Raw genomic sequence first — 12,183 nt, 5'->3', positions numbered from 1 at the left:
GTGTCACAGTGTAACGCCCTCGGCGGTGCGAGGGCGGGGCTCCTCCGCGACCGCACTGCCGCGACGACTGACTCGCGACGGGCCCTGTCGCGACGACCGGTGAGGACAAGCGCCATGGACATGCTGTGGAGCGGCTGGGGTGACCCGGCCAGGGCGACACCGCTGCCCGATTCGGTGATCGGGCTGCTGCGCGACCTGCTCGGGGTCGAGCCGCGCGGCGCGGAGCCGATCGCCCTGGAAGAGATCGCCGTACCCGAGCCGTTCCTCGAACCGGCCGCGCACCGGGCCCTGCTCACCGCCGTCGGCGGTGACGAGCATCTGCGCACCGACGCCGAGTCCCGCATCCGGCACACCCGCGGCAAGTCCACGCCGGATCTGCTGCGCATCCGGGACGGCGACGTGAGCGACCTCCCGGCAGCGGTGGTCCTCCCGGCGAGCCACGACGAGGTGCTCGCGGTGCTGACGGCATGCGCCACGCACGACCTGGCCCTGGTCCCCTTCGGTGGCGGTACCTCCGTCGTCGGCGGACTCGCCCCCGAGCCGCGGCGGCCCTTCGTCGCGCTGGACCTGCGCCGTATGGACGCCCTGCTCGACCTCGACCCGGTCTCCCGCACGGCCACCCTCCAACCCGGTCTGCGCGCCCCGCACGCCGAGGCACTCCTGGCCGAGCACGGCTTCACGCTCGGCCACTTCCCGCAGTCCTACGAGTGGGCGACGATCGGCGGATTCGCCGCGGCCCGCTCCAGCGGCCAGGCCTCCGCCGGGTACGGCCGCTTCGACGACATGGTCCTCGGCCTCACCCTGGCCACCCCGTCCGGCACTCTCGAGGTGGGCCGCGCCCCGCGCTCGGCGGCCGGGCCCGACCTGCGTCAGCTGATCCTCGGCTCCGAGGGCGCGTTCGGCGTCATCACCTCGGTGACCGTCCGGATCCGTCCCCTCCCCCACAGCCGCGTCTACGAAGGGTGGCGCTTCGACTCCTTCGAAGCGGGCGCAGCCGCCCTGCGGCACCTCGCCCAGGACGGACCGCGGCCGACCGTGCTGCGCCTGTCGGACGAGACGGAGTCGCTGATCGGCCTCGCCCAGCCCGACGCCATCGGCACCTCGGGCCTTCCGCAGAACGCCGGATGTCTGGCCATCGCGGGGTACGAGGGCACCGAGGAGGACACCGCCTACCGCCGGGAACGGGCCGCGGCCGTGCTGCGCGACAACGGCGGCACCTGTCTGGGCGGGGAGCCGGGAGAGCGCTGGGCCCACGGCCGCTACTCGGCTCCCTACCTGCGGGACGCGCTGCTGGACGCCGGGGCGTTCGCCGAGACGCTGGAGACGGCCGCCTTCTGGTCCCGCCTCCCCGGACTGTACGCCGCCGTCCGCGAGGCGCTCACCGGCACACTCACCCGGTCCGGCACGCCACCGCTGGTGATGTGCCACATCTCCCACGTCTACGAGAACGGCGCCTCCCTGTACTTCACGGTGGTCTCCGCTCAGGGCGAGGATGCCCTGGCGCACTGGGCCCGGGCGAAGCGCGCCGCCAACGAGGCGATCCTGACGGCCGGCGGCACCATCAGCCACCACCACGGCGTGGGCACGGACCACCGCGACTGGTACCTGCGGGAGGCCGGTCCGCTCGGCATCGGCGCCCTCCAGGCCGTCAAACGCCGGCTGGACCCGACAGGCCTGCTCAATCCCGGCGTCCTCCTGCCCTCCGACTGACATACTCCGGCCCACCCCCGACCCGTCCAAAGCCGTCAGGCGCCTCTGGAGGCACACCGATGCGACAGTTCACCGCCATCGTCAACCCCACCGCCGGCGGATCCACCGGGGTCGCGGTGCTGCTCCACGTGGCCCGGCTGCTGAGGGAGGCCGGGGCCGAGCTGGAGACCGAGTACAGCCGCAGCCTGGCCCACGCCGGTGAGCTCGCCCGCCAGGCCGGGCAGCGAAACCGCGTGGTCCTGGCGGTCGGCGGCGACGGCATCGTCGGCGGTGTCGGCGGGGCCCTCAGCGGCACCGGCACGCTCTTCGGCCTGATCCCGGCCGGCCGAGGCAATGACTTCGCCCGCGCGCTCGGGCTGCCCACCGACCCGGAGGCACTGGCCCGGGTACTGCTGCACGGCGCTCCCCGGTCGGTGGACACCGTCGAAGTGGAGTCCGCCCATGGCCGCGGTGTCGTCCTCGGCAGCGTGTACGCGGGGGTGGACGCCCTCGCCAACCGTCACGCCAACCGCTCCACGGTCCTGAAGGGCGCCGCCTCCTACTACGCGGGCGGACTGAGAGCCGTGGCCACGTGGCGCCCGGCCGCCTACCGGGTCACCGTCGACGGCGAGCAACTCTCGCACCGCGGCTACACCGTCGTCGCCGCCAACTCGCCCTACTACGGCTCCGGCCGCATCATCGCCCCCGGAGCCCGCATCGACGACGGACTACTCGAAGTGGTCATGATCCGCGAAGCACCGCGCCGGCTCTTCTTCACCCTGATGAACGAGCTCAAGTCCGGGGCGCACATCCACCGGCCCGAAGTGCGGATCGCGCAGGGAAGAGAGGTTCGCATCGAGGCCGACCGGGAAGTGCCGTGCGGCGCCGACGGCGAGGTCGACGCCGTCCTTCCCGTCACGGCCCGGGTGCTGCCCGGAGCACTCGCCGTGCTGTGCCAGGGATCCGGACCCGGCTCGCAGGCGGCCCGCTGACTCCCGGCTCCGAAACCGCCCCGGCCGCTGGACAATGGGGCAAATGGGAAAACAATGGGGTCGTGCTGTGGAGAAGCAGAGGTTGCCGTGTCCCGGCACGTCCCGGCGTCCGGCCGGGCCGGTGCGCGTGTGAGGGGTGGGTGTGCCATGTCCGTCCCTTCCGTACCCCAGCCCGTGGTGTCGATGGGCGGGCTGCTGCCGGCTGTCGCCCGTGCCGCGCAGATCGTGGGGCGGGACGACGACGTACGGGCCCTGCCCGAGGAGGTCAGGGCTCTGGGGCGGGTCCCGCAAGCCAGGATGTGGGAGTTCGCCGCCGGCAGGACCTGCGCCCGGCGCGCCATGCGCGCACTGGAGCTGCCGGAATCGGCGATCCTGGTCGGGGCGCATCGCGAACCGGTGTGGCCGCGCGGAATCGTCGGCAGCATCACGCACTGCCCTGGTTACTGCGCGGCGGCGGTGGCGCTGGAGCAGGACCTGGCGGCGGTGGGCATCGACGGCGAGCCGCACGAGGGGTTGCCGACCGGTGTTCTGGAAGCGATCACCGACCCGGCGGAACGGGCGGCTCTGGAGGATCTGCCCTCGGGGCCCGTCTGCTGGGACCGGGTCCTCTTCAGCGCCAAGGAGAGCGTCTACAAGGCGTGGTTCTCGCTGACTCGTGCGTGGCTCGACTTCACCGATGTGTTCGTCACCGTGCACCCTTCCGACGGGAGCTTTCAGGGGCATCTGCTCGAGCGCGTCGTCGACGAGAGGGCGCCGGCTGGTTTCGACGGGTGTTTCGTCGTGGGCGCCGGCCTTGTGCTGACGGCCGTCACCGTGGCGTGCGGGCCAGGCCGCTCGCCTCGTGCCTGGGAGACCGGTGACAGCCGGAACGACACCGCCCTGACCGTCTAGGGGAAACGTCGGTCCTGTCAGGTGCCGAGAGCTCCGCGTCCGGCGCCTACGGCCGTTTGCCCGGCGACCGAGCCGGCGTTGCCGGCCTGGTTTCTGGGAGATCGGCACGCAGCTGCGCATCGCTCGTCACGGCATCGTCGCCCAGGACGGCGTCGCCGTAGAGATCCCGGATCCAGTTGGCCTGGTAGACGGTGTCGAGATAGCGCTCACCCAGGTCCGGGGCGATGGCCACCGCGGTGAGGTCCGGCGTGTCACATCTGGCCAGCCAGTCGACCGCCCCGCTGACCACGGTGCCCGTGGAGCCCCCGAAGAGGAAACCGTGCCTGGCCAGGCGGTGACAGGCCCGGATGGTGTCGGCCTCTTCGACTTCTATCGCCTCATCCACGTACGACGTGTTCAGCAGCGGCGGTTGCATGCTCATCCCCAGGCCGGGAAGCATCCGGCGCCCCGGCGCTCCCCCGAAGGTCACCGAGCCGACGGTGTCGACTGCGACGATCCGCACGGGGCGGTGCCAGCGCCGGAACCAGCGGGCACAGCCCATGAGCGTTCCGGTGGTGCCCGCTCCGACGAACAGCACGTCAAGGCCGGGGAAGGAGCGTGCGATGGCCGGGGCCGTCCGGTGATAGTGCGCCTTCCAGTTGTTCGCGTTGGTGTACTGGCTCAGCCACACGTACCTCCCGCTCAGAGCGCACTGCCTGCGGATGTAGTCGAGGCGGGCGCCTAGGAAACCGCCGTGCGGGCTGGGCTCGGTGACGACGTGGACATGGGCGCCGAGTGCCTCCATCAACAACCGGGTCGACAGGTTGCAGCGCGAGTCGGTCACGCACAGGAACCGGTAGCCCTTGCTGGCCGCGATCACGCTCATGGCCACGCCCATGTTGCCCGACGAGGATTCGAGCAGGACCGAGTCGGGTGTGATGGCCCCTGCCCGTTCCGCGGCCTCCACCATCTCCCTGGCGGGCTTCAGCTTGATGGAACCGGCGAAGTTGAACCCCTCGCACTTCAGGAACAGCGGCTGCCCGCAGATCGACCGCAGGTCGACGTAGAGGTCCTCCTCGTTGAAGCTGTACGGGTCGGATATGACTGGCACGATGGCCTCCGTGGATCGAAGGGCGGCTCTGCACGCGCTGCCGCGGTCCGCTCATCCGTAGCGGTTCAGCTCGTGGAAGAAGTCCTCGATGACGTTCAGTCCTCCGGACTCGGCGACCTGGTCGTAGACGTACTTGCCGACGGCCAGATCGAGCACTCCCAGACCGAAGGGTGAGAAGATCACAGGGCGGTCCGGCGGCGGTGTGACGCGCCCGGACATCACGTCGTCCAACGTGCCGTCCAGGAACTGCCGGTTCCCGGTGAGCTGTTCGGTCAGGTGCGGTGAGGTGTCGGCCCGCAGGCAATGCTCCACGTCGTCGACGATGTTGGCCGAGGCGAGCAGTATCTCGGGGGCCAGGTCGCGCAGCGATATGTGCAGCACCACCGGACCGTGCGCGAACCACGCCGGGTCATGGACGTGGGGACGCGCGGCGACCGTCGCGAAGACCACCAGGTCGCTGAGGCGGATCACCTGCTCCGCACTGTCGTGCACGGTGATGGGGCCCGCGGCCCCCGACTGCTCCAGGCAGCAACGGAAGGCCGTCGCGTTGTCCGGCGACAGGTCGAACACGCCGATGTTCTCGAACGACCAGCCGGTGCCGGCCAGAAACGTGTGGATGTAACGGGCGATCACACCCGCTCCGACAAAGCCGAGGTGGGTCGGGCGAGGCCGTCTCCGGCTGAGCCAGTCGGCTGCGAGCGCGGCCGACGCCGCTGTCCGGGAGGCGCTGATGATCGAGCTCTCCAGGCAGGCGAACGGGTAGCCGGTGTCATGGTCGTTGAGGATGAGCACCGCCGATGCCCGCGGGACGCCGACCGTGACGTTCTGGGGAAAGCTGGATATCCACTTGAGGCCGTCCACCCGTGTCTCCCCACCGAGTGACGCGGGCAGCGCGATGATCCGGGAGGACGGACGGTCGTGGAAACGCAGGAAGGAGGACGGCGGGTTCACCGAGTCGCCTGCGGCGTGCAGCCGATAGGCGACCCGCACCAGCTCCACGACGTGCTCTTCGCGCCCCTGCAGGGCACGCTGCACCTGCGCGCCGGAGATGACGGCGAAGGGAGGCACCCGCGGGGTCCCGGACGGGGTGAGCCGGGTGGCGGGCGAGCAGGTGGTGGTCATCGCGTCATCACCTCCACGGTCGGCGAGCAGTCGGCCAGGTGCACCGCGTCGGCCAGGGCGACCATGACGTCGCGCGGTCCTTCATAGGCTTCTCTGCTGTGCGCGGTCCGCAGGTTGTCAACGAGCAGAAGGTCGCCGTCCTGCCATGGTTCGCGTACGGTGTGGGCCTGGTAGACCTGGTTGATGAGGTCGACGGTGTCCCGTGAGATCGCATCGCCGTCGCCGTAACGGGTGTTGAACGGCAACCCGTCCGACCCGTAGAGATCCACCAGGTATTCGCGTATCTCCGGATCCAGCGTCCATTCGCTGAGGAACGCTATCTGGTTGAACCAGCAGCGCCGCCCCGTGAGCGGGTGACGGATCACCGCGCTGCGGCGTTGCCTGGTGCGCAGGCCGCCGTCGGGCTGCCAGGCGAACTCGATGGCCGTGGCCCGGCAGTAGTCCTCGACGGCTGTGCGGTCGTCGGTTCCGAACGCCTCGGTCCAGGACGCGCCGATGTCGTCGTTGTAGCTCCGGGCGAGCAACCAGCCCTCGTGCTCGAACCGCTCGACGAGTGCCTCGGGCAGGGCGGCGAGCACGGCCGGTGAGTCGGCGAGGGCGGTCGCACCGCCACTTCCGGGCGAGACCAGGCAGGCGAACTGCATCAGGCCCGGGAACCGCAGCGCGTAGCTGAGCTCGTGGTGCATGCACATCGTCCGGTTGGGCGGCCACGTCGACGACGAGTACACGCCGGTGCCGTAGCTGCGCCGTGCGGCGAACGCCTCCGTCTCGACCATCAGGCCGGTGGCCAGCTGGGTGAAGACGGACGCGGTTCCGGCCACGTCGCGCAGCCCCAGACCGCGCACCATGACGGCACCGTGCTCGGTGACCAGGCTGCGCAGCGGGTCCCGGTGTTCGGCCGCCCAGCGGTCGGGATCGTCGGTCGGGCCGGTGGTCAGGATCGGTACGGGGCCGAGCCGAAGGTCCAGATCGACCGGTCGTGCGGTGAATGAGGACGACATCTCGCATTGCCTCCAGCGGTTCACGAAACGGTCGGGGACGACGCGGCTCGGGACGGCGCGGCTCGGGCGTCGAGCAGGCGGGCCAGATCGGAGAGCACCGGGTGGTGCGTGAGGTCTTTCAGGGACACCGTGCGGTCGAGCCGGATGGCGAGTTGGAGCGCTGTGAGTGAGGTGCCGCCACCGTCGTCGAAGAAGTGGGCGTGCCGACCGATCCGGTGCTGCGGGATGCCGAGCACCGTGGCCCAGGCGGCGGCCAGGCGCTCCTCGGTCGGTGTACGCGGTGGTTCACCGGTCTCCGACGCCGCTGCGGCGCAGGTGTCGTGAGGTCCGGTGTGGTCGAGTTCCCCGGCGAGCGCTGCCAGGGCCTTGCGGTCGACCTTGCCGTTGCCGGTCAGCGGGAGGTGATCGCGCCAGTGGAAGGACGAGGGGACCATGTAGGCGGGCAGTTGCCTGCTCAGGTGCTCTCGCACGGTGGTGTCATCGGGCGGGTGCTCACCGCAGCAGAAGGCCACCAGGCGCCGGTCCCGATCGCCCTGGGTGACCGCTACGGCGCCGGCGCGCACGCCGGGCACCTTCAGCAGGGCGTTCTCGACCTCCTCGATCTCGACGCGGAATCCACGGACCTTCACCTGGCTGTCCCGGCGGCCGAGGAACTCGAGCCTGCCGTCGGGCAGCCAGCGGCCGTAATCACCGCTTCGGTAGAGCCGGTCGCCGGTGCGGTAGGGATCGGCCGTGAACGACTGGCGCGTGCGCTCGGGATCGTTGACGTAACCGCGGCCCACGCAGACTCCGGCGAAGACGATCTCACCGGGGGCGCCGAGCGGCACCACTGCCAGGTTGTCGTCGACGACACGGACCTGCACGTTGTTCACCGGGCGGCCGAGCGGGATCCGGTCGGTGTCCGGCGCCTGGTCCATGACTTCGTGGTTGGTGTCGTCCGACGTCTCGGTGAGCCCGTAGGCGTTGACGAGCCTGATCCCCGGCTGGACGCGGAACCAGCGCTCCACGAGGTCCTTCTTCGGGGCCTCGCCGGTGACCGACACGCACCGCAGGTCCGGCAGCTCGCGCGGGCACTTCTCCAGCGAGGACAGCACGGCGTCGAGGTAGGAGGGCACGGCCTGCAGGACGCTGACGCGGCCCTCGGCGACCGTCTCGAGGTATCGCGGGACGTCCTCGATCACCTCTTGGGGCACCAGCAGTGTCCGACCGCCGGCCACGAGGGCCGCCAACAGCTGCCACAGGGAGATGTCGAAGCACTGAGGTGCCGTCTGGGCGACGACCTGGCCCTCGCCGATCCACAGGTCGTCGATCTTGGCGTGGATGTGGTTGAGCATCCCGGCGTGTTCGCACATCGCGCCTTTGGGCTCGCCGGTGGAGCCGGAGGTGAAGAAGATGTAGGCGAGCTGGTCCAGGGGCACGTCCAGGTCCGGGTCACCGGCCGCGTCCGTCGCACCGTAGGCCGTCTCGACCAGCAGGGTCCGCACCCCGGGCACTGCGTCCACGGCTCGCGCCAGGGTGGTGGTGCTGCCGGGCTCGGTCAGCACCAGCCGGCACCCGGCACGCGAGAGCATGGTCGCGATGCGGTCGGCGGGGAAGTGCGGCTCGACGGGGAGGTAGACACACCCGGCCTTGAAGACTCCGAGGACGGCGGCCGCCCAGTCCACGTTGCGTTCCATCACCACCGCGACGACGTCCTCGCGCCCCGCCCCCAGCCCGAGAAGGGCGCGAGCCACGCAGTTGGCACGCTCGTTGAGCTCGGTGTACGTCCACTGCCGGGTCCCGTGCACAAGGGCCACACTGTTCGGGTGGTCCCGTACACGCTGCTCGATCAGGGCGTGGACACAGCGCTGCGGAAGCTTTCGCCGCGGCCCGGCGAGTCCGTCGAGCTGGAGGCGAACCTCCTCGGCGGACAGCAGGCTCTGCCGCCCGTGCGGGGCGGCGGGATCGGCGGCCATCGAGGCCAGGGCGGTCAGGTGGTAGCCCACGATACGCGCGGCGCACGGGGCGTCCACCGCATCGCGTCGGTACCGCAGCCGCAGGGTGTGTCCGCTGTCGCTCCACGCGGACATGACCTGCCACACGGTGCCGGCGGGGAGCTCACGGAGTTCAGCGGCCCATGCCCGTGCGGGATCGACCTCGCGGTCGGCCGGGAACACGGCGAACGAGGCTTCGCTCAGGGGACCGGGCAGCTGCAACTCGCGCTCGAGGTCCTCGACCGGGGCTTGCTTGTGCGCCAGCAGGTCCGTCTGGGCACGCCGGGCTTCGCGTACCAGTGCCCTCCAGTGGGGGTGATCGGTCGTCAGCCTGCACGGCAACGGCCTGGCGCCCGGCTCGGCGACGTAGCCGGTCGTGACGTCGTGCTCGCCGGACAGGGCGGCCAGTACCTTGGCGTGGGCCGCGAGCAGGACCGAGCTGAGCGGCACGGCCATGTCGTCGGCCAGCCGGCGCACTGCGGCCATGACGTCCTGGGGGATCGGCACCTCGTGCTGTGCCACGCCCGTCACCGGGGTGAGCGTCCAGCGCGGAACGGTGGTGAACCCGCCGCGGGTGAGGACGGACCGCCAGAACTCCTCGTCCCCGGGCTGGAACACACGGGCGTCGGGTGCGAGGGTCATCGGATGCTCCCTACCACGTCGTCGTGGCCCCGTTCGAGCTCGCGGGCCGGATTCCCGCCCCACCGGGAGTTCTGCGGGACCACCTCTCCCTTCATGAGGAAGGAGTCCGCGGCGAGCACCGCCCCGTCGCCCAGCGTCACGCCGTAGTGGACCAGGGCACCGACACCGATCGTGCAGCCGCGACCGAGCGTGATGCGCTCGGACTTGAACGTGCCGTCCTCCTGCGAGTGGCACTGGATGATGCTTCCCGCGTTGAGGACGCACGCGTCGCCGATGGTCACCATCTGCCGCTCGGTCACGTAGCAGCCGTCGTCGAACACCCGGCGCCCGATCCGGACGCCCAGGAGCCGCCAGATCACGTTCTTGAACGGAGTGCCGTTGAAATAGTGCAGATAGATCTCGGACGGCACTTTCCAGTACCGCTCACGCCACCAGAACCGGGGATCGTAGATCGAGCAGTACAGGGCACCCGGACGGTGCGCCGCGACGACGAGACGCTCGACCAGCACGAAGTACACCGCGGTGAAGACGACAACGAGTACGTCGGCGAGTGCGATGGCGGGCGCGCCCAGCCGGGCGTAGGTGTCGGCCGCCCCGGCGGCGAGCAGAGCGGCACACGTGAGGTAGATCCACCGCGCCAGCAGGAACCAGCCCATGGTGGCTGCGTTGTGCTTGTTCTTCGCCGCAAGGCCGCGGCGCAGCTCTTCTCCGCTCCTGAACCGGTCGAACCGGCTGTCGCGCAGGACCGTCCTTGGGATCTCGAAGCTGGGTGAGCCCAGCAGGCCCACCCCTTGCCGGATCTCTCCGTCGACGGGCACCATGACCTTCGTCGCCAGAAGGCAGTTGTCGCCCGTGCGTGCCCGCGCCGGATAGGCGATCCGGTTTCCCAGGAAGCTGTGCGCTCCGATCGAGGCCCGGGACACCTGGAAGGCGGTGCTGGAGAAGTCGGCGTTCACGATCGACAGGCCGTCGGCGACCATGGTCCCGCTGCCGACGGAACTCATGAACGGCGTCTCGTGCCTGACTTCCGTGCCGAAATTCGACCCCGTCTGCTCGATGTGGGAGAAGTCGTAGCCGATGGCGCGCAGATAGTGCACGATGCAGGAACTGTCACCGAACAGACGGGTCAGGTTTCGCCTGTTGGTGAGCCGCGAAACGGCTCGGTGGACGGAGTGTCGCCATCCGTACAACGGGTAGTCCCGGCCTGGTACGACGGCGCGACGGAGCACACGGGGAAGAACGCCGACGAGCAACAGCCCGAGGATCACGCCGCCGAGGACGATCACGGCGGCGACCACTGCCACATCCCGGTAGAAGGTGCCGTTGGTCAGGACGGCCGGGCCCGGCTCGATGACCATGTGGAGTTGCGGAATCGCGACCAGCAACATGATGCTGCCACCGACCGCGAGCGGTACGTAGACAAGAAAGGCGGTCGCCAGTTGCCGTGCGCTGTGCAGGGCTCTGCGCAGCGTGGCGTGCGGCGTCTCGCCCACGACCTGGAAGTCGGCCTCGGCCCGCTGTGCGGGGGACCCGTGCCAGCGCTCGCCCTCCGGCACCGCCTGCCCGCTGTGCAGCGAGGAGGCATGGCCGAGCTGGGCTCCGTCGCCCAGCGCCGTCCGGATGTCGATCACCGTGGCTTCGCTGACCAGCACCGACTTGCCGATCGTGACCGAGCCCGATTCGATCACGCCCGCACGGGCGCGATAGCAGGGGAAGAAGGAGTCCTTGCGGATGACCGTGCGCTCACCGATGGTGAGCAGATCGGTGCAGACGGGCACGTTGCGGGAGAGGATCACAACACCTCGGCCGATGTCGGCGCCCAGCGCTCGTAGATAGAACACGTACAGGGGCGAGCCGACGAACAACGTCAGCGGGTCCGTACGGATCAGAGTCCGCACGACCCAGAAGCGGACGTACCCCAGGGACCATATCCGGATCTGCCCCTGCTTCCACCGGCCGATGAGCGTCCACTTCACCAGGATGGGAAGGGCGCACAACCCCGTGAAGGCGGCACCGCCGAACAGCACCGACCGCGCATACACATCGAGCAGGTCATGACTGGCGGAGATCCACTCGTACCCCCAGGCGGTGGCCATCGCCAGGAGGTAGGTGTAGCCGAGGAAGGCGAGGGCCTGAAGGACTCCGCACAGCACGTAGTCCGCCGGGCCGGCTGTGTCCCCGAGCGGGGCGCCCGTGGTCTGCGGCTCGCGGGCCGGAGCCTGGGGGGTGGGCGCGGGGGCTCCGGGCGTGGGCGCGGTTGCGGGCAGCGCTGCCGCCAGACTCCGGATCGTGGGGTGCTGATAGATCTCCTTCATCGACACCGAGGGCAGGTCGGCCCTCTTGCGCAGCCGCGCGCAGAAGTGCGCCATCACCAGGGAATCGGCACCCAGGTCGTCGAAGAAGTGACTGTCGGCCGACACCTGCTCGATGCCCACGACCTCGGCCAGCACGTCTGCGAGAGCCAGCTCCATGTCGTCGGCGACGAGCGGTTCGGCCGGCTCTCCCCTTCGAGTCGGCCGGAGAGGCGGGGAAGGCCCCGCGTCGGCCGGTGCTTCGTCGACGGCGGCATGACCCTCTGGTCGGATGTCGGGTGCCGCGCTTGCGCGTGCGCCTGAGGCGAGTTTCGATTCTGACCCCATGCCTTGTATACGAATGACACGTGTTGGCGTATTGGATGTTTGTAAGTTTTTCTCACATTCCGGGCACACGTCTCGTGCAGCAGAAGGAACGAGGTGGATGGAGCAGGGTCCGTGCCGCACCCCTGGCGAGTCGAAAGTGCCCGG

At 70.1% G+C, this 12,183-nt stretch carries 8 protein-coding genes; 3 read left to right on the top strand and 5 right to left on the bottom strand.

What is annotated here, in order from left to right; translation table 11 throughout:
- Nucleotides 1–114 precede the first annotated feature (114 nt).
- The 3 genes from ACFYZE_RS32385 (at nt 115) to ACFYZE_RS32375 (ending at nt 3,572) form a co-directional block, all read left to right on the top strand.
- Nucleotides 115–1,710, top strand: a complete 1,596-nt coding sequence (locus tag ACFYZE_RS32385; RefSeq protein ID WP_389002015.1) for an FAD-binding oxidoreductase — start codon at nt 115–117, stop codon at nt 1,708–1,710.
- Nucleotides 1,711–1,769: 59 nt separating this feature from the next.
- The gene (locus tag ACFYZE_RS32380) at nt 1,770–2,681 is read left to right on the top strand and encodes a YegS/Rv2252/BmrU family lipid kinase (RefSeq protein WP_389002012.1); all 912 of its coding nucleotides are present in this window, start codon (nt 1,770–1,772) and stop codon (nt 2,679–2,681) included.
- Between the two features lie 147 nt (nt 2,682–2,828).
- The gene (locus ACFYZE_RS32375) at nt 2,829–3,572 is read left to right on the top strand and encodes a 4'-phosphopantetheinyl transferase (protein ID WP_389002009.1); all 744 of its coding nucleotides are present in this window, start codon (nt 2,829–2,831) and stop codon (nt 3,570–3,572) included.
- Between the two features lie 46 nt (nt 3,573–3,618).
- Here ACFYZE_RS32375 and sbnA read toward each other — a convergent pair whose 3' ends face one another.
- Genes sbnA through ACFYZE_RS32350 form a run of 5 tightly spaced genes read right to left on the bottom strand, consistent with a single transcriptional unit; the run spans nt 3,619 to nt 11,871 of the window.
- On the bottom strand, nt 3,619–4,662 hold the full coding sequence (sbnA, locus tag ACFYZE_RS32370; RefSeq protein WP_389002006.1) for a 2,3-diaminopropionate biosynthesis protein SbnA: 1,044 nt from the start codon (nt 4,660–4,662) through the stop codon (nt 3,619–3,621).
- Nucleotides 4,663–4,713: 51 nt separating this feature from the next.
- Nucleotides 4,714–5,784, bottom strand: coding sequence for a 2,3-diaminopropionate biosynthesis protein SbnB (gene sbnB / locus ACFYZE_RS32365; RefSeq protein WP_389002003.1), 1,071 nt, complete (start codon nt 5,782–5,784; stop codon nt 4,714–4,716).
- Nucleotides 5,781–6,785, bottom strand: a complete 1,005-nt coding sequence (locus tag ACFYZE_RS32360; protein ID WP_389002000.1) for a TauD/TfdA family dioxygenase — start codon at nt 6,783–6,785, stop codon at nt 5,781–5,783. The genes sbnB and ACFYZE_RS32360 overlap by 4 nt, the downstream gene beginning before the upstream one ends.
- A gap of 20 nt (nt 6,786–6,805) precedes the next feature.
- Nucleotides 6,806–9,400 carry an amino acid adenylation domain-containing protein gene (locus tag ACFYZE_RS32355; protein WP_389001997.1) on the bottom strand — a complete coding sequence of 865 codons (2,595 nt, stop codon included), beginning with the start codon at nt 9,398–9,400 and terminating at the stop codon, nt 6,806–6,808.
- A complete protein-coding gene (locus ACFYZE_RS32350) occupies nt 9,397–11,871 on the bottom strand; it encodes a Pls/PosA family non-ribosomal peptide synthetase (RefSeq protein WP_389001993.1) in 2,475 nt (824 codons plus the stop codon). Before ACFYZE_RS32350 ends, ACFYZE_RS32355 begins: the two co-directional genes overlap by 4 nt.
- Between the last annotated feature and the right edge of the window lie 312 nt (nt 11,872–12,183).

This window comes from Streptomyces sp. NPDC001796 (assembly GCF_042892355.1).
Classification (GTDB): Bacteria; Actinomycetota; Actinomycetes; order Streptomycetales; family Streptomycetaceae; genus Streptomyces.
This window is presented reverse-complemented; position numbering and strand designations above follow the sequence as displayed.